The sequence below is a fragment of the Paenibacillus sp. J22R3 genome, assembly GCF_056269305.1.
Window position 1 is genome coordinate 989,093 of sequence record NZ_JBWDNS010000001.1, and the last position, 25,799, is coordinate 1,014,891.

The window sequence follows — 25,799 nt, forward strand, 5'->3', positions numbered from 1 at the left end:
AGGTTAAACGATTCACCAACTTTTGTATAGCTAATTTCGAGCCATCGCCAAATAAAAAGAATCCGCGACAATCCGCGGATTCCATGCATACTTTGATCTGAACTTATAGCAATCGCTCACTTACACCCTCGAACGTAATCCGCACCGGCTCAATGCTGCCATCTTCTGTAAAATTCATGCGATCGATACATAGTTCACGATGATTACGATCCGTTTCAGTCAATGGCCTGCGGTGATACACGATATACCATTCGTCGGCACCCGGAACCTCGATGATGCCGTGATGACCGGCGCTTGTGGCGATCTCAGCATTTTGCTGCAAAATTTTGCCGACTCGTTCGAACGGACCCATTGGCGAGGATGATACGGCATAGGCGACGGAATAATCCGGCTCTCCCCAGCCGCCTTCTGCCCACATGAAATAATAGTGACCATTGCGTTTAATCATACAAGGACCTTCTACGAAATGATCAGGTGTTATTTCTACGTAAGTGGACCCATCCTCGAATGAATCCAAGCTTATCATATCTTCATTCAGCTTCACGACATTGCAATGTCCCCAGCCGCCATAATACAAATAAGCAGCCCCGTCATCGTCAATGAATACATGCGGATCGATAGGTTGGGCTCCATGATAGAATTTATCGATCAGCGGCTTGCCGATCGCATCACGGAATGGGCCTTCCGGGCGATCGGAAACGGCTACTCCGATACCGCCAAGCTCATCGTTGCTCTGAATATCATTCGCTGCAAAATAGAGATAGTACTTGCCACCCCGCTCAATCGGAGATGGAGCCCACAGCGCGCGTTTCCCCCAAGAAATGCTGCTCATTTCAAGAATATTCGTCACCTTAGTCCACTCTACCAAATCGGAAGAATGGAAGGCATCCAAATGCAGCTGTTCATCATACGGAGCTGAATACGTCGGATAAATCCAATAGCGGCCTTCAAAAATTCTAGCTTCCGGATCCGCATACCAGCCTGGCACGATTGGATTACCGGATAACTTCTTGCCTTCATTTGCAGATGTGCTGCCTGTAGTAGTCATTAGAATAAGTCCCTCCATAATCCTTTAATAACGATAGAGATGCGTAGTATGCTTCTCGCGAATCCAGACCTGCATATAGCCAGGCTCACGGTTGTCCCAAGCATAATAAGGGATGAAGCGAAGCGGTATACTTCCGGCTTCTCTATTGCTTACGGTCAGTACCGTAATACCACCGAGCAGCTCAGGCTCGTAATCGACGTAGATGGAATCCCGATCTGTAATCATACTATCGTCATAAGCCAGTTTCGAATTGTCTGCTTCTTCCAAACAGTATACAATCGGCCCTCGTTGCAAGGCAACCCGGCCTCGATTAGCCTCGACTTCGTTTCGCGCTCGCACGATTTCAACCGGCATATCCAGTTCCAGTTCAATGCTATCTCCGGCAGACCAATTCCGTTGTACCTCCAGATATCCTCGAACAGGCAGCGCCAACACGTTCTCACCGCCTATACGCAAGCTGTAGCCTCTACACCAGTCAGGCAAGCGAAGACGAATGACAAACTCCGCTTCTTGCTTCGGTTCCACCGTAATCGCAATGGACCCATCCCATGGATAGTTCGTTGTTTGTTGGAGCTTCACTTGATGCCCCTCGCCATCACCATAGGCGATCACCGCATCGCCGCTCATATATTGATTCACTACAATTCCTTCACCTGTGCTCGCATACGTATACTGCCCAATTGAAGGCAGGAAACGAACAAGGTTCGTCGGACAGCAGGAAGTGTGAAACCATTCTACGCGGTGATGTTCGCCTTTGGAGGCTAACGGATTCACGTAGAAGAACTTATCGCCGGAGAGCGATATGCCGGACAATGCGCCGTTATACAATTCCCTCTCTACCACATCCGCATATTTGGCATCGCCGAATAGCAAATTCATTCGATTATTCCAGAAAGCCATTGCAATGGCCGCACAAGTCTCGCAATAAGCCGATTCATTCGGAAGATCATAATCATGCGTGAAACCTTCGTTATGTACCGATGGCCCGATGCCTCCGGTCAGATACAAATTACGATCCACGGTATGTGACCAAACCCGGTGCAGCGCGCCTACATAAGCAGGATCGCCTGAAGCATGTACGACATCCGCCATCGCCGTATACAGATACATCGCGCGAACAGCATGTCCGGTTACCTTCTCAATAGCGCGCACCGGAACGTCGTCTTGGCAGTAAGCAGGTCCCCAATCCTCTTTGTCCCAAATCGCCCCGAACCCATGTCCGTGTCCCCGCTCTTCTAACAACCAAAGAGCAAGCTTCCAGTAACGCTCTTCTTGCGTAACGCGATATAACTTCACGAGGGCAAGCTCAATTTCCTCATGCCCTTCTACCCAATGCCGTTTACCTGGACCAAACAGGCTATCGTAATGATCCACCATACGGCAGGCAACATCGAGCAGCTCTCGTTTGCCTGTCGATTCGTAATATGCGACTGCAGCTTCAATCAGATGCCCGCCGTTATACATTTCGTGCTTCTCCATATCGGACCATTTGCGCTCTGAAGTACGCAGCGTATAATAGGTCGTTAAATAACCATCCGGCTCCTGAGCTGCTTGAATGAGAGCAATAATACGATCAAGCTCGGCTTCCAATGCAGGGTCCCGCTCCAGCATCAACGCGTAAGCGGCCCCTTCAATCACTTTGTACAAGTCAGAATCGTTGTAATACATGCCTTCGTGCTCGCCTTCCATCAGGTTGCCTGCTTTAGCGAAATTAGAGATGCGCCCAGTTGCTTCACATTGATCTAAGCAGGTACGAACAGTCACGTTCTTCAATACTTCCAGACGGGGACGCCAGAAAGCATCCTTAATCTCTACACTTGTAAAAGGAATACTCTTCCACCTAGGTAATGATGTTGCGACAGCTGTCAATCGATTCATCCTCTCTATCGATCCATTCTATTAATCCCTGCAAATCAATAGCCAAAATGACGATGGCCAGGCGATGCCGGCGGCAGCAATCGTTTCCGCTGTGCTTCAGGCAATGAATCCATGAAGTCCTGGTCGCGATTATGCTCACTCCAAGAAATCATCTCCGGTGCGAACTTAAACAGCAACGATCTACGCTCATGCTCCGCTTTCCATGCGAATGTCCCGTGCGTAAGCGCTTCCGTAAAGATCAGAACGTCGCCCGCCTTCTGAGGAATATGTACGGTCGGCCCGATTTCCGAATAATCCAGATATTCCTTCGGTGTACGGTAATTGGATTTATGACTTCCCGGGATACAGCTGAATCCACCATCATCTTCACCGATATCTGTCAATGCATAGGAAACAACGGTGAGACCGCTATACATTTGATTATTGCGGAAGGTGTAGTATTGGCCCGGATCATACGGTGTAGCTCCGCCATGAAGTCCAAGCTGCGGCGCTCCTTTACGATGTATGATGGCATATTCGTGATCAAGTCTGTAATTCTCGCCTAAGATTTCATTTAAATGCGCGTTAAGCTTTGCGTCATCTATCAATGCACGGAAATCCTCGCCCCACTGCAGGATAGAATCTTCCGGCTGCGATTGGCGCTCCTCGACAATTCGATTCATCCGCTCAAGCTGCTCAGCGGATAATACGTTCTCCACGACCAAGTATCCCTGTAGATCAAATAAATAACGTTCCTTATTGTTCACCATACATCGCCTCCGACTGATTAGTTTCGACCTCAGACAGCGAACCTCAGGGGTCCGCTGTTTGTTCCATTTCGGTGTTCTCGACCTCTTCGACGGTTAAGTCCCGCAATAAGTGCGGTAAGGTTGCGAGGATAACGCAGGCACTGCGCAATAATCAGCATGCTCGGCTATTTGCTCGAACGGGTGATTAATTGCTTCCAGCAATCGCTCCAGGACATTGTAATCGCCTTGATTCACGGCAGCATCCAGCGCCTCCTCGACTCGGTGGTTACGGGGTATAATGACCGGATTCCTGCTCCGCATCACCTGCTTCGATTCATCCTTGGTTATGGATTGCCGTCCCAGTCTAGTTTGCCATTTCTCAAGCCACTCTGTAAATCCCGTAGTTTCATACATCGCGATCTCATCCGGCTTGTCGTCCGTTAAAGCACGGAACGTGTTCGTATAATCGGCATGATGCATATGCATCATGGTCAATAACTCTTCAATAAGTGCCTCATCCTCCGGCTCTTCGTTGACGATCCCGAGCTTCGCTCTCATCCCCGATAGCCAATGCGAGTGAAATAACGGTGCGAATTCCGCAATTGCATCTTCTGCCAAATTAACGGCTTCTGATTCCGTCTCATGAAGGAGTGGCAACAGCGTTTCCGCGAAACGAGCCAGATTCCATGCCGCAATCTTCGGCTGATTCCCATAGGCATAACGTCCCTGTGAATCGATCGAGCTGAATACCGTCGACGGGTCGTACGCATCCATGAATGCACAAGGGCCATAATCGATGGTTTCTCCGCTTAATGCCATGTTGTCCGTGTTCATGACGCCGTGAATGAAGCCTACGAGCTGCCACTTCGCTATTAGGTCAGCCTGCTTCGCAATAACGGCTTTCAGCAGAGCGAGATAGCGGTTATCGGCGTCGGCGGCTTCCGGGTAATGACGCTCGAGCGTATAATCCGCAAGCGTGCATAAATCGTCAAGCGTGCACCAATTCGCTCCATATTGGAACGTACCTACACGAATATGACTCGCAGCCACGCGGGTTAGAACAGCCCCTGGCAGCTCCGTTTCGCGGTAAACGGGCTCTCCGGTTGTTACGACAGCAAGGCTGCGTGTAGTTGGAATACCGAGCGCATGCATCGCTTCACTAATGATATATTCGCGCAGCATCGGACCAAGAGCCGCCCGTCCATCCCCTCGGCGGGAATACGGCGTTCTGCCCGGTCCTTTCAATTGAATATCGACACGATCGCCCGAAGGGGTGATTTGTTCGCCGAGCAGAATAGCCCGCCCGTCACCGAGCATCGTGAAATGCCCGAACTGATGACCGGCATAGGCTTGCGCCAGCGGCATTGCGCCTTTCGGAATCTCGTTGCCGCCAAATACGGCGATACTGTCAGCTGTTTGCAGCGCTTCAACATTCAGTCCAAGCGAGGCCGCCAGCCGCTTATTCAGAATAAACAACTCCGGATCATGTACATGGGTTGGACTATGCCGCTTAAAGAAAGACTCCGGCAAATTAGCATAGCTATTGTCAAAGTTCCATCCCGCTTGCGGTGTTGCTGTAGGTTCAGTCATCTTATTTCCTCCATCTTAAGTTCGCCATCGAACCAACGATACTTATCTTCTATAATTACTTACCCTTAATTGTACGCAAAGATCGGATAGCACCTGCAATCTGTTCCAGCGCTTGCTCAAGCACGGCTCTCGGACAAGCGATATTCATCCTCATGAACCCTTCGCCTTCGAGTCCGAACTGGGACCCTGAACTAAGAACAACACCTGCTTCTTCCGAAAACAGTTCATCCAGTTCCTTAACCGATAAGTGAAGTGCGCGACAATCGAGCCAGACCAGATAGGTGCCTTCTGATTCATTCACGCGAATCTCCGGAAGATGCTCTTCTGCATATCGAGCCAGAAACCGCGCATTGCCTTGCAAGTAATGAAGCAATTGATTCAGCCATTCTTCACCATACCGATAAGCGCTCTCTAATGCAACCAAGCCCAACGTATTAGGTGACGAGATGCCCCGGGCATTCAGCTCTTGATTGAACTTCTCCCGCAGCGCCGGGTTCGGAATAATAACGCTTGAGGCATGAAAGCTCAGTATATTGAATGTTTTGCTCGGCGATATACAGGTGAACGAATGATTCGCGAACGCCTCCGATAACGAAGCATAAGGAATATGCGGATGTCCGCCGTAAACCAAATCGCAATGAATCTCATCCGATACAACAAGAATATGATTCTTCCTACAAATATTCCCCAAACGAACCAATTCCTCTCGCTCCCATACCCGACCTACCGGATTGTGCGGGCTGCAGAGAATGAGCATCTTCACATGGCTGTCTATTTTCGCTTCCAAGTCTTCATAATCCATTTCATACCGTCCATTATGAAACTTCAACGGATTATAGACTACTTCGCGACCTTGCGCCTCAACCATTCGGGCAAAATTGTAAACCGGAGATTGCACGACAATCTTATCTCCCGCTTCAGTAAAGGTGCTCATAATCAACGATAGAGCTGCAATCACATCCGGACTATGCGCAATCCACTCTTCGGCCACTGTCCACCGATGCCTGTTCTTCAGCCACGAAACAATCGACTCCAGATAAGATTCCGAACGGAACGAATAGCCGAATACCCCATGTTCCACCCGCTCCTTAAGCGCAGCAATCACTTCAGGCGGTGAAGCGAAATCCATATCCGCCACCCACATCGGAATGATTTCTTGGTGTTCGGAAGTCCTTTTGACCGCATCCCACTTTAAGCTGGATTTGTTCCTGCGCGCAATCACCTGATCGAAATCGTAATTCATCAGTTCCCCTCCAATCGAATCACGGGTGTCTTCACCTAAAATTAACAATCATATGTAAACATTTACGCATCAAGGCGTTGAGATTTGTCGCATTTCGTCAAGTCTTGTAATTATTGCACAAGCCGCTATACTTTATAAAATGATCCCAACTGGAAATCTATTAGAAAGGAAGCGATCACTGTATGTCAAAAACAATCCAACTATCGTTAGTTATTCCCGGAATCTTGCTGTTCGTTCTTCTCTTCGCCATGTTCCCTGCCGTGCTTGTGCCAGACCGCTTGGACAGTTCGCTTCAATTCCACTGGGCGAAAGGTTTCTCCAGCATTCACAGCTACGTTGACGGCCTTTGGAGCGGAAACTCCTTCCAATACTTGTCCGGCAAAACCGAATTATCGTTCTGGGAACAGATCGGCAGCAGCTTCTCCGTTACCTTCACGTACATGATTATCGGGGCTGTTGTCGGCATGACGCTCGGCATCATTCTTGGCGTTTATTTTGCAGTCTCGCGTGTCGTTTGGCTGAAACGCATCTTGGAGTTAACGAGTGTATTTCCGGATTTCGTCATCGTGCTCCTGCTTCAATTTCTTATCGTGTTTATCGCTTCTGAAACCGGACTGGTCATCTTCCAAGTGGCAAGCTTCTCGACCGATGATCCGGCGATTGCACTACCCTTGATTTCTACGATCATTATACCAGCCATTTATATGATTCGAAATGTCGCATTGCATATGAGCCACACGCTGACCGAAGATTATATTAATTTTGCAAAGGCACGCGGACTTGGGAAAACCTACATTGTATTCTATCATGCCCTTCCGAATGTACTTCCTTTCGTCAAAGCTGATTTGCACAAGTTCATGGGCATCTTATTCGGCAATCTATTCATCTTCGAATATTTATACAATCTAAATGGCGTTACGCTGCTTGTTTTCTCTAACGCGTTTGCATATGGAGGCTACCAATACAGTCTTGTCGTGAACGGAATAATCACGCTTCTGCTGCTGTATGCCATCATCTATGCGCTGCTCAAGGTAGTCGTATTCGGATGGGAGAAGGTGTTTGTACGATGAATAAAACATTACTGGCCGGCCTGCTCATCACCTTGATGATGATCGCTGCCTCGCTGTTCGGACAATATTTCGCGCCTCATGATCTTAATGATCATTTCGAAACCGATTATGTCGTCGATGCCGATGGAAACAGCACGCTCTATGTGCCTCCTGCTGCGCCAAACGATAATTTTCTCTTCGGAACCGATAAAGACGGCTACGATATGATGGCGAAACTGCTTGCGGGCTCCAAATATACGATCTTCATTTCACTCGCAGTGGCGATAGCTCGTGTGTTCCTTGGCGGATTGATTGGACTGTTCCTTGGCTATATGGGAAAAGAGAAGAAGCCTGACACCAAATCGTTTCCGATCTGGAATGTATTGAACGGGATTCCGATCTTCATCATCGTTTGGATGATCATGATCGGCATTACCATGAATCCGGCGACCTCTCCCTTCTATATGTCGTTAATCATTGCCGTCGTCTTAACCGTTGTTGGGATCCCATCAGTAGCTTCAACCATGAAAGATAAAACAATGATCGTGAAAGAACGCCAATTCGTGCTGTCGGCCAAGTCAATCGGCGCAAGTCACGCGACTATAATCCGCACTCACATCTTCCCTCACATGAAGGAAAGCTTCGTCATCTTGTTCGTACAAGAAGTTGTGCTTATATTGGGACTGTTCGGGCAGTTGGCTATCTTCAATATATTCGTTGGAGGTACGACCCAGTATTTCGATCCTATTCAATTTGTGAGCCGCACGAATGAATGGAGCGGCCTAATCGGTCAAGCCCGAAATAATCTATTTATATACCAATGGATTCTGTTCATTCCGCTTGCCCTCTACATCATCTATATACTTGGCTTCCATCTCATCTCCGTCGGTCTGGAGAAGCTGTATCGCAAGAAATTCGCAAAGTTCTCGCATATCTAATCGAAATAAACCAAGGCTGCCATTCCGGCAGCCTTGGTTTTCGTTATCGTCCGGCAGAGTTCGCTTGCAGGAATCGACCGCCCAACGAGGAACTACTACAAGTGCGATACCACTTAAAGCCGTTAACAAAGGAAGGTACACCATGCCGATCAATCTTACTTATTTCGTCTTCTTCTATGTATTCTTCTACATGGCCAATGCCGTGTATGGTACATTTATTCCACTTTACTTCCAGCACATCGGATTTACGCAATCCCAGATTGGTACCTTGCTGGGGCTTGGTCCGCTAGTCGCCATCCTCGCACAGCCCGTCTGGGGGCTGGTCAGCGACCGCGCCAGGACGAAGAACAGCATTCTGCTATTTCTCATCGTAGGTACCGGTCTTACCGTATTGCTCTATCCGTTATCCAATCACTTTGTGTTTTTGCTTGTATTTATCTGTATCTTTACGTTCTTTCAATCCCCGATATTTGCGTTAACCGACGCGGTTACATTAGAAACACTGGATAAGCGTGGTAAAGGGAATTTCAGCCTCATTCGCATGGGCGGGACGTTCGGCTTTGCAGTCATGTCGATTGTATTTGGACTCATCGCTCAGAAACGAATTGACTGGCTGTTTGGCGTCTATGCGATTATCCTTGCATGTTGCTTCTTACTCGCACTGCGCTTCCCGAAGATTGAAGGCCATCAAGCCAGAAATCGCAAAGTTCCGGTCTGGGTGTTATTCCGTAATCGGAAATTAATGCTGTACTTAAGTGCTAACTTTGTTTTTCAAATTACGCTCGGCTATTATTACGCGTTCTTCCCGCTGTATTTCAAGGAAATGGGCGGCGACAGCGCCTGGCTTGGATGGTCGATGGTCATCTCTTCCTTAAGCGAAGTGCCATTCCTGTTAATGTCTAAACAAATCTTCCGGCGTATTCAAACCTCGCACATATTGCTTGGGGCAGGCGTAGCAGCCGCGCTTCGGTGGTATCTGTTCTCGACCATTCACGACCCTGTCTGGCTGCTGCCGACTCAAGCGCTTCACGGATTGATCTTCATCGTATTGTCCGTCACCATGGCGAATGTCATCAATAAAGAAGTGCCGAATGAGCTCAAAGCGAGCGGTCAAACCTTGAACGGACTATTAACGCTAGGCGTTGCCCGTATTATCGGAAGCTTGGCCGGCGGAATCGCGAGCGAAGCGGTTGGCATGCGTAAGATGTTTTTATACAACTTTATGCTTACCTTCGTATGTATCGTTATTTTCTCGATCGTGTTCTGGGTTCAACGAAACCATGAAACAACGAAAGTCATGGGCAGCGGTACGATTTACAAAGACTAGCTCAATACGCCATTATGAATGACGCCGAACATTCCGGTCATCCCGTCATGGTTCTGAAATCCGTATTTGGTATAGAACGATTCTTTGCCTTGTGCAGCAAACAAACCGACAAACGCTTTCTCAGGTGCATGGTCCTCCAGAAATTGTTTAATCGTTTCCATAATCATCTTCCCGATTCCTTGGTTCTGGTAACCAGGCAGCACTACAATATCTTGAATATAGAAATAAATGCGGCCATCTCCGACCACTCTTCCCATACCAATAGGTTTGCCCTGATCCTCTATGACAACGCCGAATAAGGAACGGCTTAATGATTCTTCCGCTACATCGAAGTTCATGTAGTCGTTCCAACCTACTCCCTGGCATAGATGCTTGAATTCAGCCAGTGTCGGCACTCTTCTTAATACGGTAATTGCTGTGTTCATTCTGTTTCCTCCGAATAATCTTTTATCGCAGCTGTAACAAGGATAGGACCTTCTTCTTCAATTCAGGGAATGTAAATGGCTTCGTAATGTAGCCATCAGCGCCTAATGTTATGGCTGTCTTTATATTATGATGGCTCTCGTTGCCGGAAACCATCAAAAATTTCGTTCGCTTCGATACATTCCCCTCTTGATTCACTCGTCTAAGCATCGCCAAACCATCGAGGTTCGGCATGTTGAAATCCAATATACATAAATCAATATCTTCTTTAATCAACAACTCATAGGCCTCGAGTCCATTTGTGGCTTCCAACACTTGCTCGGAGCAGCCCTTCACCAATTCCACGATCATTCGTCTTAGTACGCGATCATCTTCCACGACCAGGATCTTCTTCGCGACTGTTTTCCGGAGGGACGATTTAACGACGCGGTTTCTTCCTGTGCGCTTCGCTTTATAGAGAGCAAAGTCAGCATGGCGGGTCCAGACGGTGATGCTGCTCTGCGGTCTCCACTGTACAACACCTGCAGAGAAGGTAATAAAGGTATTCCTCGTATTATCGACAAAGATCGGATTCTCGCGGACATGTGTAAGTACGGATTCTACTAGGGTTACAGCTTCTGTATCTCGCGTGCCGGGCATAAGGATCATAAATTCTTCGCCGCCCCACCTGGCAATCATATCTGATTTGCGGAGCTGGCTCGTCAGAATATTGCTAAAGCTCTGAAGCACCATATCACCGATTTGATGGCCGAAATTATCGTTAATCGCTTTGAAATAATCGATGTCCAGGATGATCATTGTAATTGGTGAAGGATAGCGATTGACCCGGGCGAGCTCGAGCTGAATTTGTTTGTCCATGTACCGCCGATTGAAGAGTCCTGTAAGCGGATCGTGAAAGGCCATGAAGTTATACTCTTGGTTGCGCTCAATCAATCTCCGAACGCGTGCACACAGTTCATCATAATGAAACGGTTTGACGACATAATCATCCGCTCCCATTTGAAAACAGCGTACCTTATCCCGAATATCATCACGGCCGGATAATACAATCATGGGAATCCAACGGATCATCATATCTTCTTTAAGAATTTCAAAGATTTCGTAGCCGCTCTTCGGATACATCATTAAGTCGAGCGTAATGAGCTGATAGTGATGGATTCGCAGCAGCGTAATCGCATCTTCTACGTTAGAAGCTTCATCGACCTGATACCCATCCAAGAAGAGTCTTCGAGCCAGATATCCGCGCAGAATATTATCATCCTCAATGATTAAGATGCGTTTACCCAGCTGCATTTCGCTGTCCATGTTTCGATTAGCTGCTTGGACGTTACTTGGCTTGATACCACTTGTACGGCTCTCTAATTCTTGTTCCAGTTCCGGGAGAAGTTTATCCAATGCACGTGCGCTTTCCTTGAACTGAAGCTGAAGAGAAACCCGCTGATCAGGCTCATTCGCTTCCTCTTGCGTCCATTCCCATTCGCTGATCATATGCGCGGCCATGCTGCCGATTCTGTCGAAACCTAATATTGGAGCGCTTCCTTTGATCGAATGAACGATTCGATAGATTTGTCTGGCTTGCTCGTAACAAATCATATCATCCGCAAGTTCGGACAGATTTCTCAAGACAAACAATCGTTCGCGCAGCTCAATTATGTATTGCTTCTGATTCTCGACTAATACTTCATCCGAACTGTTGTCTAGAAGCTCTGAGTTGGAATTTAGCACTCGAATGACACTCCTTTATTGAGAAAAGTATTAGAATTTTGTTTGGTTTGCTTACATGTGAAAAAGATGTATCATGACGATACATCTTCCTTCGCTCATTTCACAATTCATGCTTATTTAACTGGAGGATTTGCTCCAAATGGCCGGACAATGAAGCCAGTGCATTTCCAATCTCAGCATTCAGTAAGCTCTCGGCATATCTCGCGGCAGGTACCATGGAGAGTTGTGCAGCTATAATCTTGGCACCAGGTTGTTCCTTCGCGATGTTGAGGAGACCCGTAGAAACCTCGCAGATGTATTCTTTTGTTTTGCCCTGCATGATCAGCTCGAAGGTGTTTGAAATCAATCTGGATTCAGCCTGAATGTTTATTCCCTTACTCTCCGTATAATGCCGGAACTGACTCATAGTCCCCTCAATCGTATTCGGATTCGTAAAAACGAATACAACCGGCTTGTCCTGATTGGAGAGATCCCGGTATAACGGTTCATCGATCTTGATAATCGGGATTGGCAAACGCTTAAGCTCATCATGCATGATGGAAGTAAAATAGGTGCATGTAATTAATATCGCATCCACATGACAGTTGGAAATCCACTCAAGCGTTTCACTCACTTTCTTCTCAGCCAGCTGTTTGGTGAAATGAGCATCGTTCTTGATGCGATCCAGTCCGGGATCTACGAAGTGAACCAGCTCCACTGCATAAGGCTCAAGTGCCTTCTCGATATGAGCGATATTGGAATAGTGTGCATGAAAACATCCGATTTTTTTCAGTGTCTTATCCTCCTGCCATGGTGACTTTCTATTCATTACCGAAAGCTAGCATTTCTTCTTTTTTCTCAAAACAAAGTTTTATCGTCCGTCCGTTCGAACGCGTTCTATGTAACACATTTTGCGGGACGGTGAAGACTTCCCCTTGCTGCTCTTAAGACATGATCGTTGACTTCGCTGACAATAAAGTTGGTATATTCACTCATGTTTTTGGTAGCTTCGAATAGATTGATCTTCTCCATTTGACCAAGCTTCATTATGAATCTCACCTTATCTGATGAAATGGTACTTAATCTGTTATGTGTGAAGTTTATATAAGTATATTGGTATTGCGTTATTCTTTCCAACACATCTTATGATAAGAACAAAGTATTAAAAATGTTTTGGATTACATGTTTGATTTTTGTTTGTTTTGGGTAATTGTGAGGCAACAAAAGCCGCGTTGCCGCGGCTTCTGAATACAGCGATTATCTGGCATTCGTTCTGATCAGCTTCATAATACTTCGATAGATTTGCGGATTCGGATGTTTTCTGAAAATATGAGGATCCGGAGAAGTATTTACTTCAAGCACCCACGGATTGAGTGATTGATCTAGGGCAACATCCAGTCCAATCATACGAACACCAGGAAATGAACGGCCCATCGCCTGCCCAGCTACTACGCCTAGCTTCGACAGCAGTTCGAGCTTAGATTGCACCTTCTCGGTATGAGAATGGAGTAGTTTCTCAGCCGTGAGAATTTGACCGCCGCTGTGATAATTGGTGACAATCTTGTGTTTGGCTGCAACTCTGCCGATGATCCCCGTAGTAATCCATTGCCTCCTTGGTGTGTATTGCGCCATAACGCGAAGATCGAATCTTCTTCCATTATGCTTTAATAGATGGATTCCCTTCTGAACAAGATATCGCCCTCTTTGTTTCGCTGCTGTGATGCCTCTATATAAGGAGTCAAACTCCTTGTAGGTTCTAATCGTGTTGCCGAGCTGAGAGCGATAACCCTGCTCCACCATCTCTACGCGCATAACGCCATTACCGTGCATGCCAAACTCAGGTTTCACGTATACCATGCGATACTTTAGCAATTGTCTTCTAAGCGATAGCTTAGTCATTCTCGAGGTCTCTGGCACGTACTGAGCGAGAAAAGGTTGTTTGCGTATAGCAACTGTCTTCGTCCATTTGCTTCCTACATATCGCGACATATTCATCCCCTTAGGTTGTAGAATTAATGTATTACACCGTATTCATTATTGATGGGGAAGGCTTGGGTGTTTCTACAGTCAGGCTGCCTCCATTAATCTAGGTTAGCTAGTCTTATACTGCCTCTTACACGTATTCTTTCTCTTAATCTATCACCATTTCACGCTGATTCTCATCTAATAGAGTAACGCTAGAAGAGAAGTAGGTGAATATTATGGCTCGTATAAAAGCTACTCAACAGCCTGACTTAATTCTTATTAGTTGGTCGAGAAACCCGTTGGTAAGCGGATCCCCACGTAGAATTCTCGCTTCTCGTGTAATTGGCTCTGCCTATCCCTGCCGTGCTAATCTGCAGGAAGGTGCGTTGCTAATAAATGCCTTAAACTGCTTATTGGACAACGACATCGGCTTCAAAATCGTGTTTCGCAAAAGCACATCGAGTATCAGTGGTTATTTAGTATTGCAACGCTTCAGCTAATGATCGAACAAGCCTGCCCGTACATTCGGCAGGCTTGTTTGTTGTGGGGGAAGAGTATCCGCTGCGGACGCAATTCGACGTGATTTGCAGCAGAATTATGGAATAATATATCTACTTAGGCATGCTGAAAGGAGAAGCATATGGGAAAGAGCAAGGTTCAGCAGCTGGCAGAGAAAATGATTGCGGATCCCAATACACGACCTAGAATGGTCGAATGGTTTAATCCGAAACAATTAGTCGTTACAGGTATGAAGACGGTCCTCTCGACCATCTTCGGGCTCTATTCAGACTTTCGATTAATTGAGGCATTCAACCAGAAGGAAGAACAACTGAACGATTACTCCAAGCAATTCGTACACGATGAATCCGGGAACTATAAGGTGGATCAGGATGGCTTCTACTTGACGGATGCGGACCTTCCACGTGATGAAATATGGATTGATTACATCAGTGACCTCGGCGATGGGTTTGATTCCACTTATTCCATTGCGTATCATGCCACACGTCCGGAATTGCTGCTGGTTGATCCTGAAACAAGGAAGACCGTTGCGACCAAACGCGGAGATGTCCTTATATTTGGCGGTGACCAAGTTTACCCTACTGCAAACCGAGATGAGTATATGAACAGGCTGATTACACCTTATTATCTCGCTCAAGGATATACGGCTGACCCGCATCCGCAAGTTTTCGCCGTACCCGGTAACCATGACTGGTATGACGGCTTAATTTCATTCTCACGTATATTTACTTCGCGCAAATGGTTCAATGGCTGGCACGCACCGCAGCAGAAGAGTTACTTTGCCTTGAAGCTTCCTCATGGCTGGTGGCTTCTTGGCACCGATGTTCAGCTGAATTCGGACATCGACGGCCAGCAGGTGCGCTATTTCGAGCATATCGCTGCGCAAATGCAAGCCGGTGATCGCGTTATTCTGTGCAATGCTGAGCCTTACTGGGTTTCCGCGCATAAATATGGGAAGTTCGATCCGATTTACAACGAGAACAATCTAACCTTCCTGGAAAATATGCTGAATAAGAACAAGGTCGAAATTCAAATTTTCATCGCCGGCGATCTTCATCATTATCGCAGATTCGAGCATATCCCTGTCCAAGCCGACGGTTCAGCGGATCATAGCCGCAAAGTAGAGAAAATCACGGCCGGCGGTGGCGGCGCCTTCCTTCATCCTACGCACGATCTCAAAGATCAAGCCATCTATGCGCACAAGAACGAGGATGAGAAACCAATCGAATTTAAACGAAAAATGGACTTCCCGAATGTTGCCGCATCAAGACGACTGACCTGGGGCAATCTGCTGTTCGTTTGGAAAAACCAGATGTTCGGTATCGTAACGGCTATTCTCTATCTGTTAGCGTGCAACTCCGTGCTATCCGTCACCACCGCACCCCCTGCAGCTGCGACCTATCTGGATCTCGTAACGTCTTCCTTCAACAAGATTGCTCATACACCCGGCGCGTTTATATGGATGTTCATCATAGTCGGCGGATTCTGGCTGTTTACGGATACGCATTCCCGCACGTACAAATGGATCGCCGGCTGCCTGCATGGTTTATCCCATGTTGCAGCTGCATTCTTCATCGGCTGCGCGGCTGTCTATCTGGTCCGTACGGAATTCCATTTTCATTGGGGACTCGGTGCATGGGCATTGACCGGCCTATTAATCGCATATGGCGGATGGATCATCGGATCGGTCATCATGGGGCTGTATTTGCTCCTATCGCTGAATGGTTTCGGTCGTCACAGCGGCGAAGCTTTCTCTGCGATGCAAATCGACAACTGGAAGAACTTCATCCGTATCCATATTGATAAAGGCGGAAACTTAACCATCTTCCCCATCGGGATGGAACATGTCGTGAAGAAATGGAAAAGTGCTCCTCAGCAGGAGCATGGACCACTTCTAGAGCCTGATCTGCATCCAACTCATGCATCCAAAGCAGAACCCTTGTTAATTGAAGCGCCTATCATCATTCCTGCAGCAGAAGCTTAGTTCTTAAGCAACCTTATGAGCATCAAAAAGAAGCTGGATCGCGATGATCTCAGCTTCTTGATACTGCGTATATACAGAGGCGATTAAAGCCAAATTGCAGGCAATACTTCACTCCAATGATTCAATTATCCGGTAAACATGTCTTCCATCTGACCGTATGAACGCAATAATTGCTAGTATGTCCGCTAAACATAAAACCTATACCTCTTATATGAGCATTTCTTCAACTAATTTATTAATTATGCTCAGCCGGCTTTGAAAAGCTTGATAGACGCCTTCCGCTTGTTCGCGAATCGTCCGCTTTGAGCACGTATATTTGTTAATGCCGGCGGCATAATCCACTTGCTGAATGAGGTTATCCGGCAATGTTGCTGCACCGCTGATTGCACCTGCAAGTCCGCCAGCCAGCGCCGCAACGCTTACGCTGTCTCGGCCCATGTTAGCCCCGGCGATAATCGCATCATGCACATTGGCGTTTACCATTCTTACAATACAAATGGCTTTAGTCACGACTTCGTTGGCAAAGCTATTGCCGTATGGAACGCCGCAGCCGCGGTAGCTCTTATCGAAGGCTTCTCGTAATTCACGGAAATCACGGCATCCTTCTGTCAGCTTCAATCCGGATTCGAGTTCATCGACCACGTTATCTCTTAAGTAACCGTACTTGTAGCCATCAATCTTAGCACCTACATCGGAATAAACGCAGTTGGAGAATACATCTTGGATTACGCTGTCAATCGTTGCGCCTGGTTTCGTAGCGGAGGCAATCGCGGCAGCGGTTACGCCCGACCACTTCACGCCATAGCTTCTGGATGCTTGGTAAAGCTGACCGAGCTCGAATGCATCGCGGATCGCATTCTTTACATCACCTGCGTTGATCAACCCAACGGGCTGACAGTATCCGGCGAAGCTATTGAGTCCCGCATAATCGCAATATTTGCCGAGATCACGTGCCGGAATGCCGCTATTCGCAACCGCCAGCAAACTGACATCATAAGATTCCATGATCTTTGCAGCTGCTTCCATTGGCATATCGGACACCCAGATCGCACGAACGTCCTCGGCCGTTACCCGATCCTGTCGCTCTAAGATCGCCGTAATGAGAAGCTTCTGCCTCTCGATTCCGCTTCCGGTCGTTCCGGGTTCGCGGAACCAACCATCCTCATAGGGCTTCAGCTGATCAAGAACGCCGAACTCGGCCTCGCTATCCTGCCAAGTGAGCCCTTGTGCAGGCGCGCCGAGAGCTGCTCCAACTTGTGCCCCTGCGATACAACCGTAGAATTTATCTTGTAAGCTGACTACTTCACTCATCGTCGCTCGCTCCTCTTTGTTTAACTCATTCTCGTGATCACGACTACCTACAATGCACCCATCAGCTCGGTATAAGCCTTCAGCTTATGTAATCGCGAACGATACGCTTGGTACAAGCCATCCGCGTGCTCTTTGATCGTGCGCTGGGAGTTGGTAACGACATGCAGTGTTGTTGCATAGTCCGTTTGTTTGATCCAGGACTCCGGAATCGTAGTCGTGCCGGTTAAGGCACCGGATATACCGGCTGCAACCGCAGTCACACAGTCGGTATCGCGTCCCATATTAACAGCGGCAACCATCGCTTCTTTGACATTTCCTTGGGCCCTATTAAAGATACAGACCGCTTTGGTCACCACTTCATTCGCATAACTAACCTCGTAAGGAATGCCGCGAATGTTGTATGACTCATAGAGCGTCTTCCTAAATTCACGATAGTCCTCGATGTTCGCGGTCCGTTTGAGCTCACGCTCCAGCTCTCTTACCACCACATCCGGATCGCAGTGATCGAAGATCGCGCCAAGTACGCTGTCAACGGTAGCACCTGCTTTGGTGCCGGATGCGATAGCAACCGCTGTAACTGTCGCCCATTTCAGTCCGCGACCGTTCGTTGTTTGATAGAGCTGGCCGACTTCATTCACATCATGAATGGCATTAGGAATATCGCCGGCATTAATTAATCCGATGGGATGGCAAGAACGCGAGAAGCTGTTTAACCCTGCATAATCGCAATATTTGCCGATGTCCCTGGCTGGAATGCCGCTCTTGGCCATGGCTAGCAGTACGGCCTCGAAAGGCTCAGAGATCATTCCCGCCGATTCCGGCTTGATCCTCGAAATCCACATATTGCGGACATCCTCGGCCGTGACGCGGTCCTGCTTCTCCATGATCGCGGAGATCATCAGCTTCTGGCGCTCTACGCCATCCTCTGTCGTCCCTGCTTCGCGAACCCAGCCGTTATGGAAATGCTCGTAGGGCAGCAAATCTTCAAGAATGCCATATTGTGCGTCGATTCGATCGAAATCCCAGCCTTCTACCGGCGCGCCCATTGCGGAACCGATATGAACGCCGGCGATGCATCCGTAAAATTTGTCAAATAAAGAGACTTGCTCACTCATGGCTAATTCGCTCCCCAAAATTCATAATGTGCTCTACAACTAATTGGTAGTTCCATGGTTTTATTGTAATGAAGGGGGATGCCCGATTATATAAACAGTTCTCAACCGGCCACTCTCAATTATCGAACAAGATGTACAGAAATCTAACGTTCCGTCATTCGATATATGAACATTTCGAAATCCGAGTCGCTCCCCTATACTGAATTCGAAGCTTACAAACTACCGAACATGGAATGAAAGAGGTGCATCAAATGAGCAGTTGGGCAAACTATCAGCTCGATCACGCAGCGATGCTGCAGCGGCTGAACCATCCGACAGGCAAAGTGAAAATGATTCTGGACACGGATGCATTCAATGAAGTGGACGATCAATTTGCACTGGCATACACGCTGCTATCGCCGGATAAGATCGACCTACTGGCAGTCACTGCTGCTCCATTCTTCAATTGGAATTCAACGAGCCCAGGTGAAGGTATGGAGAAAAGCTATAACGAGATTTTCAACATCTACAAGCTGATGGACCTGCAGTCACCTCCCCCTGTTTATAGAGGATCTGCACAATTCATGAGCAGCCGCGAAGAATCGGTTCCAAGTGAGGCTGTAGATAAAATCATAGCATTGGCAGTTGAAGCTGACCTGGATGACCCACTTTATGTCGTCGCTATAGGTGCCATTACGAACGTCGCTTCGGCTATCGTCAAATGCCCCGAAATCATCCGGAAAATCGTCGTAGTCTGGCTTGGACCAAACTCTTACTGGTGGCCTACGCAAGATATTTTCAATGTATCGCAAGACTATCACGCTTCGAGCATTATCTATGACAGCGGCGTTCCGCTAGTCGTGCTGCCATGTCACAGCGTCGCATCCCATCTGCTGACCTCTACCTACGAAATCGACGCTTGCTTGCGAGACCGCAACAAGCTAGGTACCTATTTCAGCGATCTGTTCCATGGTCGCTTCGAACGTTTCGGCCTCAATCGCCCTGGTTGGTCGAAGGTACTCTGGGATGTCTCGGCCATCGCATGGCTGTTGAATGAGGAATGGGTGCCCTCTGTCGTGCGAAGAACACCGATTCTGAATCCGAATTTCACGTATTCCACCGATGATGACAGACACTTCTACAAAGAAGCGATCGACATTGACCGAAGCCTCGTCTATATCGATATGTTTAACAAACTAGCAACACATAAGTAATTTCAAGCGGCACGGCTGATGCGAGCGAAACCGGCAAGTCTTCGTTGTCAATGCTCGGATCGGCCGTTGCCCGCTGTTTAACCGTTCAACCTGAATGTGCGAGACAGCTTTCACGGAAGTGCCCGGGAGTAACTCCAACACTGCGCTTGAAAGCTCGTATGAAGCTATGCACATTGGTGTAGCCGACCTCGCTGCTGATTTCCCATACTGTCTGATGATCCATTGCAAGCAGATGCTTAGAGTGCTCGATTCTTTTCTGAGTCAGCAGATTGTAGAAGGTACTTCCCGTGTACTGCTTCAGCAGCCGATTTAGATAGGTCGAAGAACAGTGCATAATATCCGTAACCTGCTCTAAGCCAAAATCTTCATGGAAATGCTCATCAATATAAGACAACGCCTCTTCCACCTTTCGCTGATTCCGATCCTTGCTGTACCAGTAGTTAAAGTCGGTGTGCTGCTTCGCTTCATGGAGCGCGCTCGATATCGACTGATGGATGAAATGATAAAGTTCCTCCAGCTCGACCCCGTAAGCTTGTTCCTGGGAAGATAGCTTACCTGCTTCTTGCAGCAGCTTGGGTTTCGTAATCTGAATATAAGGTGACTTCAATGCCGGAGCTGATGTAGGGGATAATTTCAGTACGCTTTGCATGAACAGACCTCCCGCAATTTATTCAGGTAGTTTAATCGCTGCTTCACGTTCAAGAATGGCTAATTTCTCAACTCTTCTGCGGAAATGTTCTTCCGTGCTGAAGGTCGCTGACACGTAGGAGGAAATCAAGTCTTTGACCAGCCACTCCCCAACGATTTGAGCGCCTACGCACATCACATTAACGTCATCATGCTCAACGCTTTGATGCGCGGAATGATAGTCATGACAGACAGCGGCTCGAATACCCGGAATCTTATTCGCGGCAATACTTGCGCCAACGCCTGTTCCGCATACCATGATTCCGCGTTCAGCTTCACCTTTAAGAACGGACTGGCAGACCAATCTTGCAATATCGGGAAAATCAACGGCGTCGGCGCTGTAACAGCCATGATCAATTACTTCACAGCCGATAGATGCCAGATGTGCGGAGACCGCGGACTTCAGATGGAATCCGGCATGATCGCAACCTAATGATAGTTTCATTTCGTATGCCTCCTGGGTTCACTCAAGGAGTGATTTGGAATAATGTTAACGTTGCCATAAATGGTAAGCAGTGATGTGACAGTACTTGATGCCCATTAATTTCGTTTCAAGGCGATTATGTGCGACTTTCGACCTCATAATTGGCAACGTTGCCAATTATGTTGAAATAAAAAACTTACACTGCCTTCGCTTGACGTTTATGCGATCAAGAAGGATTTGTAAGCCTTTTCGAGCCAATATTATCCTAGATTGCAGAACGCTGTCAATACAAGAAATGGGATGATTCACTTTCCGCTGGCGTTTTAGTTCGTAAACCCTTACAATCCAAATAGAATGGCATCGTTATCATTTCGTGGGACTAGCTAGGAGGAACGTAAAATCAAGAAGCCAACCATACACGACGTCGCCGAGAAAGCCAAAGTGACGCCCTCCACCGTATCCAGAGTTATGAACGGTTCAAGTCTCGTAAAGCCGATCACCAGGCAGCGGGTTCTTGAGGCCGTTAAGAGTTTAGGTTATATCCCCAGCAAAACCGCGCGTATGTTTAAATCCGGTAAAAGCGGCATACTCGGGCTGGTCGTAAGCGCGCAGCATATCAGCGAGTTGATTTTCAATGCCGGCTTCCAGGCTCTATTCAAAGCATTGACCGAGAAGGCACACAGCGAAGGCTACAATATCCTGATTATTACTGCAAGTGATCCGGATTCCGAAACTTTCTTTAATGTCATTAAGAGTCAAGTAGCGGACGGCTTTATTATATTAAGCCCTTCTAACAATGAATCCCTGGCCGCTATGCTGGAGGAAGCCGGTATTCCTTATGTATTTAACATGAAATATTCGAATAATCCTGAGGATACTTACTATACATCTTCCGACGATCTTGAAGCCGGCTACATGGCGGCCAAGTATCTGCTTGATTTGAATCATACCGATATCCGCTTTATTGTAGGCAGCATCAAAGGTGATGTTATCTCCTTCAACAACGAGAGAATTAATGGCGTTAAGAAAGCTTATAACGAGTACGGATTGCCGTTTAAGGATGATGATATCGTTCGTATTCCCGGCCAAATGGAAGAGAGCTACAATGGGATTCACCAGCTTCTCCAAACCCAGAGACCTACGGCGCTTATGATTTCGAACGAGATTACAACGGTGGCGGCGCTGAACTATTTCTACGACTATGGCTATCGCGTACCGCAGGACATCTCCATGATTGGCTTTGGTCCTTCTGATCTATATCGCAGTCTTCGGCCGAACATAACGAGCGTCAGCTTCGATATTTCACATGCCAGCGGTAAAATGGTCGATATGCTGCTGCAGCGGATCGAAGGCATACCTATTAAGCTCGAGCCTCCTAAGAAACCCGAGCTTATAATTAGAGACAGCACAGCTCGTAATATTTAATATAGTTAATCAAATAGGCGGCGCAGAAGTTGCATGCTGCGCCGCCACTATTAATCTTCCAGCCACTTCGCTAGATGCTCAGCAACGAATTCATCGTCAACCCGCAGCGGATAATCGCGGCTAACTCGAGTTAGCTCATCCGCTTGACCATCCGATAGAGTCTCGTGAGGATTCAAGCACCATATTCCCGGCAACAAACCTTGTCTGTGCAGCACCTCGTGTATACCGGCGATACAACCAGCATACCGATTGGCAGCGTCAAAGAGTGCCGCGTTCATATCCGTCACTTCGATGTTCCGCGTCAGCCACTCGGATGACAATGCGGCATCGCTTCGCACTCGCTTCACTTCATCGAGCAGTTCCACGGCTCTTCTTGTCCAGACCGCCCAATGCCCGAGCAAACCTCCAACAATCCTTTTCTCCACCGGATTTCCATCAATCGTAAAACGATAGGCGGTCAGAAGGTCAGTGATGATGTTATCGTCATTGCCGGTATAAAGCGCAATTTGATCACGCCTGCTTGAGCTGCATACGGCACGGACGACATCGATCGTTTGATAACGATTAAACGGGGCGATTTTGATCGCAACTACATTGGGAATTTCCGCGAACGCCTGCCAGAACGCATAGCTAAGCACTCTTCCGCCAACTGACGGCTGCAAATAAAACCCAATAACCGGCAGCAACTCTGCTATTTGCTCCGTATGTCTCAAGAGATCGCTTTCACTATAGCTTCCAAGACCTCCCATGCTGAGCAACCCTGCATCATAACCGAGATTTAAGGCAATTACAGCTTCGTTCAATGCTTGATCAGTAGCGCCGCATATGCCTGCCACCTTAATGAAAGGGCGTTCCAGCTTCGCTCGCTCCACTTCCTCGGACGCAAGTCGCAGCACCGGTTCGTATAATCCGATGTCCGCATCGCGAATTTCAAATTGCGTGGAATGAACGCCAACGGCAATTCCACCTGCTCCAGAGTCGATGTAGTATCGAGTGAGCGCACGTTGATAACGCGGATCAAGCTTGCGATACTGATCCAAAGCGAGGGGATGAGCGGGAATAACCAGACCGTCATGAAGGGCTCCAAGCTGTTCCGGTGTCAGCTGCTTGCCTCGCATCAGAACTTCCCCTTTCGTTCTTGAAAATGTGTCGGCTTGTTCAGCGTATATCCGCCTGCTCGAACCCATTCCGCAACCCAATCGATCATCTGCAGCAGCGAAACGCGCGGATACCCGAACAGTTGAAAGGATTGACCGGCATTACTTAGCAGTGCCGTGTCCGACTCCATACCTTCGAATAACGCCTCTTTCCCGAGACGCTTGCCCATCTCTTCGGCTGCCCAACGTATGGACATGGTCTCCGGCCCGGTAATATTGATCGTACGCGGCGGCGATTCACATAATGCCAAGCAGCGGAGCGCCATCTCGTTGGCATCCCCTTGCCAAATTACATTGGCATGCCCCATCTCGAGCTTAATCGGTCGATCATTCATAACCGACTTGGCAATTTCGAGCAGGACACCGTAACGGAGATCGATCGCGTAATTCAAGCGAAAAATAACCATTGGCATATTGTTTTGCTTAGAGAAGTATTCAAACACACGCTCGCGTCCTAAACAAGACTGCGCGTACTCCCCTTTAGGCTCCGGTGAGCATGATTCCGTTACGCCGCCGAGTCCCGCCGGCGAGAAGGGATATACATTCCCGGATGAGAATACGACTATCCGCGAATTCCGATATTTCTCAGCTACTCTTCCGGGCAAATATGCGTTCATCGCCCATGTGAAATGCTCATTGCCTGTCGTGCCGAATTTATTGCCTGCCATATAGATGATGTTAGGTGCATCAGGCAGCTGCTGCAATTGCTGATCGTCAAGAAGGTCACACGAGATCGTCTCAATGCCTGCGGCTTCCAATTCTCTGCGCGTTTCCTCATTCGAGAATCTCGACACACCTATGACTCTATTGCGAGCGCCTGAACGGCGCAGTGCATGAACGGCTAGTTTGGCTAGGCTCGGCCCCATCTTCCCGCCTACACCTAACACGATGATATCCCCTTCAATAGACGCCATCTCGGTGACGAGCTGCTCAGAAGGTTCAGACAATTTGGCTTCGAGCTCCGCAATCGTTTGAATGAACGTCATCGGATTAACCTCTAATGCTTTCTTGTGCCGGGCGATAGATTTGTGGATTTTGGCGGCGGCACTCCTCCATGACAACTAGCTGCTGCCGAACCTGCTGCGGCGTAATCGCTAATTCATCGCCATGGACAAGCGTTCCGTACAGCATCATATACAATTGCTCCGTCATGTAATCGAATTCGCCTTGTCCTTCCGCCAATTGAAGTTCCCAATTCTCTTTATACCAGTTGAGCGTTTCGCGACAGTAGCTTGGCATGCCGTTCTTGTCCATCAGCGGCTCCGTCGTTAATTGCTGTACAGGAGCTTCTTCCGGTTTGAAATAACTCCATTCCAACCGATCGTTATTGCCGCGCAGCCCGCCATTTGTCCCTTGAATTACGAACGATTCCCCAGGGAAAACGCTGCAAGAGGAGACTTCCAAATCAATCGTCGGACGACCTGGTCCACGAAGCAGGAGCTTCACATAATCCTCCGCATCCCCGTACGTATTAGCTTGATCCATAATGCATGTGATATCCGGAGTCACATCCGTTCCGAACAGCTGGAGCACCTGATCCAGCGTATGCGAGCCTAAATTCAACAAGCTTCCGCCATTATTGCTTTGCAGCGTTTGCCAATCCCATCTGCGGGCGAACCGGTTGCTGGTGAAATCGACTTGTACAATCCGTCCCAAGACGCCGCTTTCGATCACTTCACGAATACGCACATAGGCAGGCATGTAGCGGGACTGCTGGAATACAGCTAATCGTTTGCCGGATCGCTCCGAGGCTTCAATCAGTTGATCCACTTCTTCCGAAGTTCTGGCCAGCGGCTTCTCGCACAACACATCAAAGCCACGATTCAACAACTCCAAGGAGATGGGAACATGCTGATGGCTTGGAGATGCATTGACGACTAGATCAAGCTGCTCGTTCTCCACCATCTCCTGCCATGTCGCATAGGCGTTACAATTGAATTCTTGGCGCGCCAGCTGCTGTCGCTCCGGGATGGAATCCGCAACCGCTGCGATTCGGAAATAGTGAGGCAGCTTGGCGAGCAATTGCCCGTGAATATCGCGTCCACTGCGGCCTTGCCCGATAATCCCGATTGTTACGATTGATTGTTCCAT

Annotated in this window: 22 protein-coding genes; 6 read left to right on the forward strand and 16 right to left on the reverse strand. The window is 48.0% G+C overall.

The annotated features are described in order from the left end of the window. Window positions 1-103: 103 nt before the first annotated feature. The 5 genes from AC0YN4_RS04420 to AC0YN4_RS04440 form a co-directional block, all read right to left on the reverse strand. The gene (locus AC0YN4_RS04420; protein ID WP_475835256.1) at window positions 104-1,048 is read right to left on the reverse strand and encodes a glycoside hydrolase family 43 protein; all 945 of its coding nucleotides are present in this window, start codon (window positions 1,046-1,048) and stop codon (window positions 104-106) included. A 24-nt stretch (window positions 1,049-1,072) separates the two neighbouring features. Further along, window positions 1,073-2,926, reverse strand: a complete 1,854-nt coding sequence (locus AC0YN4_RS04425) for a glycoside hydrolase family 127 protein (protein WP_475835257.1) — start codon at window positions 2,924-2,926, stop codon at window positions 1,073-1,075. 35 nt (window positions 2,927-2,961) lie between these two features. Beyond that, window positions 2,962-3,675, reverse strand: coding sequence for a phytanoyl-CoA dioxygenase family protein (locus AC0YN4_RS04430; protein ID WP_475779867.1), 714 nt, complete (start codon window positions 3,673-3,675; stop codon window positions 2,962-2,964). Between the two features lie 93 nt (window positions 3,676-3,768). Further along, window positions 3,769-5,244, reverse strand: coding sequence for a protein adenylyltransferase SelO (locus tag AC0YN4_RS04435; RefSeq protein WP_475835258.1), 1,476 nt, complete (start codon window positions 5,242-5,244; stop codon window positions 3,769-3,771). A gap of 55 nt (window positions 5,245-5,299) precedes the next feature. Then, a complete protein-coding gene (locus AC0YN4_RS04440; protein ID WP_475835259.1) occupies window positions 5,300-6,487 on the reverse strand; it encodes a MalY/PatB family protein in 1,188 nt (395 codons plus the stop codon). 182 nt (window positions 6,488-6,669) lie between these two features. On the opposite strand from AC0YN4_RS04440, the gene AC0YN4_RS04445 reads away from it, so the two are divergent. The 3 genes from AC0YN4_RS04445 to AC0YN4_RS04455 all read left to right on the forward strand — a co-directional run bounded on the left by AC0YN4_RS04445 (window position 6,670) and on the right by AC0YN4_RS04455 (window position 9,801). Beyond that, a complete protein-coding gene (locus AC0YN4_RS04445; protein WP_475779864.1) occupies window positions 6,670-7,557 on the forward strand; it encodes an ABC transporter permease subunit in 888 nt (295 codons plus the stop codon). Next, a complete protein-coding gene (locus AC0YN4_RS04450) occupies window positions 7,554-8,474 on the forward strand; it encodes an ABC transporter permease (RefSeq protein ID WP_475835260.1) in 921 nt (306 codons plus the stop codon). The genes AC0YN4_RS04445 and AC0YN4_RS04450 overlap by 4 nt, the downstream gene beginning before the upstream one ends. Before the next feature lie 142 nt (window positions 8,475-8,616). Further along, window positions 8,617-9,801 (forward strand): MFS transporter, encoded by a 1,185-nt coding sequence (locus AC0YN4_RS04455; RefSeq protein WP_475779862.1) that lies wholly within the window; start codon window positions 8,617-8,619, stop codon window positions 9,799-9,801. Here the strand turns inward: AC0YN4_RS04455 and AC0YN4_RS04460 are convergent. The 4 genes from AC0YN4_RS04460 to AC0YN4_RS04475 form a co-directional block, all read right to left on the reverse strand. Beyond that, window positions 9,798-10,226, reverse strand: coding sequence for a GNAT family N-acetyltransferase (locus AC0YN4_RS04460; protein ID WP_475835261.1), 429 nt, complete (start codon window positions 10,224-10,226; stop codon window positions 9,798-9,800). The genes AC0YN4_RS04455 and AC0YN4_RS04460 overlap by 4 nt on opposite strands. A gap of 22 nt (window positions 10,227-10,248) precedes the next feature. Continuing rightward, window positions 10,249-11,949, reverse strand: coding sequence for a diguanylate cyclase (locus tag AC0YN4_RS04465; protein WP_475835262.1), 1,701 nt, complete (start codon window positions 11,947-11,949; stop codon window positions 10,249-10,251). Window positions 11,950-12,049: 100 nt separating this feature from the next. After that, window positions 12,050-12,757 carry an aspartate/glutamate racemase family protein gene (locus AC0YN4_RS04470; RefSeq protein ID WP_475779859.1) on the reverse strand — a complete coding sequence of 236 codons (708 nt, stop codon included), beginning with the start codon at window positions 12,755-12,757 and terminating at the stop codon, window positions 12,050-12,052. 428 nt (window positions 12,758-13,185) lie between these two features. Further along, window positions 13,186-13,917, reverse strand: a complete 732-nt coding sequence (locus AC0YN4_RS04475) for a YheC/YheD family protein (RefSeq protein ID WP_475835263.1) — start codon at window positions 13,915-13,917, stop codon at window positions 13,186-13,188. A 616-nt stretch (window positions 13,918-14,533) separates the two neighbouring features. Here AC0YN4_RS04475 and AC0YN4_RS04480 point away from each other — a divergent pair. Then, the gene (locus tag AC0YN4_RS04480; RefSeq protein WP_475835264.1) at window positions 14,534-16,396 is read left to right on the forward strand and encodes a metallophosphoesterase; all 1,863 of its coding nucleotides are present in this window, start codon (window positions 14,534-14,536) and stop codon (window positions 16,394-16,396) included. A 207-nt stretch (window positions 16,397-16,603) separates the two neighbouring features. On the opposite strand, the gene AC0YN4_RS04485 is transcribed toward AC0YN4_RS04480, so the two are convergent. Both AC0YN4_RS04485 and AC0YN4_RS04490 read right to left on the reverse strand, forming a co-directional pair. Next, window positions 16,604-17,707: an ADP-ribosylglycohydrolase family protein gene (locus tag AC0YN4_RS04485; protein ID WP_475835265.1), complete on the reverse strand. Its 1,104-nt coding sequence runs from the start codon at window positions 17,705-17,707 to the stop codon at window positions 16,604-16,606. Window positions 17,708-17,754: 47 nt separating this feature from the next. After that, window positions 17,755-18,822, reverse strand: coding sequence for an ADP-ribosylglycohydrolase family protein (locus AC0YN4_RS04490; RefSeq protein ID WP_475779855.1), 1,068 nt, complete (start codon window positions 18,820-18,822; stop codon window positions 17,755-17,757). 251 nt (window positions 18,823-19,073) lie between these two features. Between AC0YN4_RS04490 and AC0YN4_RS04495 the strand changes: the two genes are divergently transcribed. Then, on the forward strand, window positions 19,074-20,015 hold the full coding sequence (locus AC0YN4_RS04495) for a nucleoside hydrolase (RefSeq protein ID WP_475835266.1): 942 nt from the start codon (window positions 19,074-19,076) through the stop codon (window positions 20,013-20,015). 85 nt (window positions 20,016-20,100) lie between these two features. Here AC0YN4_RS04495 and AC0YN4_RS04500 read toward each other — a convergent pair whose 3' ends face one another. After that, window positions 20,101-20,664: a helix-turn-helix transcriptional regulator gene (locus AC0YN4_RS04500; protein WP_475779853.1), complete on the reverse strand. Its 564-nt coding sequence runs from the start codon at window positions 20,662-20,664 to the stop codon at window positions 20,101-20,103. Between the two features lie 18 nt (window positions 20,665-20,682). Continuing rightward, a complete protein-coding gene (gene rpiB / locus AC0YN4_RS04505) occupies window positions 20,683-21,147 on the reverse strand; it encodes a ribose 5-phosphate isomerase B (protein ID WP_475779852.1) in 465 nt (154 codons plus the stop codon). A gap of 393 nt (window positions 21,148-21,540) precedes the next feature. Between rpiB and AC0YN4_RS04510 the strand changes: the two genes are divergently transcribed. Continuing rightward, on the forward strand, window positions 21,541-22,551 hold the full coding sequence (locus tag AC0YN4_RS04510; RefSeq protein WP_475835577.1) for a LacI family DNA-binding transcriptional regulator: 1,011 nt from the start codon (window positions 21,541-21,543) through the stop codon (window positions 22,549-22,551). A gap of 50 nt (window positions 22,552-22,601) precedes the next feature. Here AC0YN4_RS04510 and AC0YN4_RS04515 read toward each other — a convergent pair whose 3' ends face one another. Genes AC0YN4_RS04515 through AC0YN4_RS04525 form a run of 3 tightly spaced genes read right to left on the reverse strand, consistent with a single transcriptional unit; the run spans window position 22,602 to window position 25,799 of the window. Beyond that, window positions 22,602-23,669, reverse strand: a complete 1,068-nt coding sequence (locus AC0YN4_RS04515; protein WP_475835267.1) for a dihydrodipicolinate synthase family protein — start codon at window positions 23,667-23,669, stop codon at window positions 22,602-22,604. Beyond that, entirely contained in the window at window positions 23,669-24,685 is a 1,017-nt protein-coding gene (locus tag AC0YN4_RS04520) for an NAD-dependent epimerase/dehydratase family protein (RefSeq protein ID WP_475835578.1), read from the reverse strand. The genes AC0YN4_RS04515 and AC0YN4_RS04520 overlap by 1 nt, the downstream gene beginning before the upstream one ends. Window positions 24,686-24,698: 13 nt before the next feature. Then, a complete protein-coding gene (locus AC0YN4_RS04525) occupies window positions 24,699-25,799 on the reverse strand; it encodes a Gfo/Idh/MocA family protein (RefSeq protein ID WP_475779850.1) in 1,101 nt (366 codons plus the stop codon).

Excerpts from the sequence above, each read along its gene's own strand:
- AC0YN4_RS04470 (WP_475779859.1), bottom strand. The coding sequence starts at position 12,757 with ATGAATAGAAAGTCACCATGGCAGGAGGATAAGACACTGAAAAAAATC.
- AC0YN4_RS04420 (WP_475835256.1), bottom strand. The coding sequence starts at position 1,048 with ATGACTACTACAGGCAGCACATCTGCAAATGAAGGCAAGAAGTTATCC.
- AC0YN4_RS04485 (WP_475835265.1), bottom strand. The coding sequence starts at position 17,707 with ATGAGTGAAGTAGTCAGCTTACAAGATAAATTCTACGGTTGTATCGCA.
- AC0YN4_RS04435 (WP_475835258.1), bottom strand. The coding sequence starts at position 5,244 with ATGACTGAACCTACAGCAACACCGCAAGCGGGATGGAACTTTGACAAT.
- AC0YN4_RS04525 (WP_475779850.1), bottom strand. The coding sequence starts at position 25,799 with ATGGAACAATCAATCGTAACAATCGGGATTATCGGGCAAGGCCGCAGT.
- AC0YN4_RS04440 (WP_475835259.1), bottom strand. The coding sequence starts at position 6,487 with ATGAATTACGATTTCGATCAGGTGATTGCGCGCAGGAACAAATCCAGC.
- AC0YN4_RS04475 (WP_475835263.1), bottom strand. The coding sequence starts at position 13,917 with ATGTCGCGATATGTAGGAAGCAAATGGACGAAGACAGTTGCTATACGC.
- AC0YN4_RS04480 (WP_475835264.1), top strand. The coding sequence starts at position 14,534 with ATGGGAAAGAGCAAGGTTCAGCAGCTGGCAGAGAAAATGATTGCGGAT.
- rpiB (WP_475779852.1), bottom strand. The coding sequence starts at position 21,147 with ATGAAACTATCATTAGGTTGCGATCATGCCGGATTCCATCTGAAGTCC.
- AC0YN4_RS04455 (WP_475779862.1), top strand. The coding sequence starts at position 8,617 with ATGCCGATCAATCTTACTTATTTCGTCTTCTTCTATGTATTCTTCTAC.
- AC0YN4_RS04425 (WP_475835257.1), bottom strand. The coding sequence starts at position 2,926 with ATGAATCGATTGACAGCTGTCGCAACATCATTACCTAGGTGGAAGAGT.
- AC0YN4_RS04460 (WP_475835261.1), bottom strand. The coding sequence starts at position 10,226 with ATGAACACAGCAATTACCGTATTAAGAAGAGTGCCGACACTGGCTGAA.
- AC0YN4_RS04490 (WP_475779855.1), bottom strand. The coding sequence starts at position 18,822 with ATGAGTGAGCAAGTCTCTTTATTTGACAAATTTTACGGATGCATCGCC.
- AC0YN4_RS04495 (WP_475835266.1), top strand. The coding sequence starts at position 19,074 with ATGAGCAGTTGGGCAAACTATCAGCTCGATCACGCAGCGATGCTGCAG.
- AC0YN4_RS04515 (WP_475835267.1), bottom strand. The coding sequence starts at position 23,669 with ATGCGAGGCAAGCAGCTGACACCGGAACAGCTTGGAGCCCTTCATGAC.
- AC0YN4_RS04500 (WP_475779853.1), bottom strand. The coding sequence starts at position 20,664 with ATGCAAAGCGTACTGAAATTATCCCCTACATCAGCTCCGGCATTGAAG.
- AC0YN4_RS04445 (WP_475779864.1), top strand. The coding sequence starts at position 6,670 with ATGTCAAAAACAATCCAACTATCGTTAGTTATTCCCGGAATCTTGCTG.
- AC0YN4_RS04450 (WP_475835260.1), top strand. The coding sequence starts at position 7,554 with ATGAATAAAACATTACTGGCCGGCCTGCTCATCACCTTGATGATGATC.
- AC0YN4_RS04430 (WP_475779867.1), bottom strand. The coding sequence starts at position 3,675 with ATGGTGAACAATAAGGAACGTTATTTATTTGATCTACAGGGATACTTG.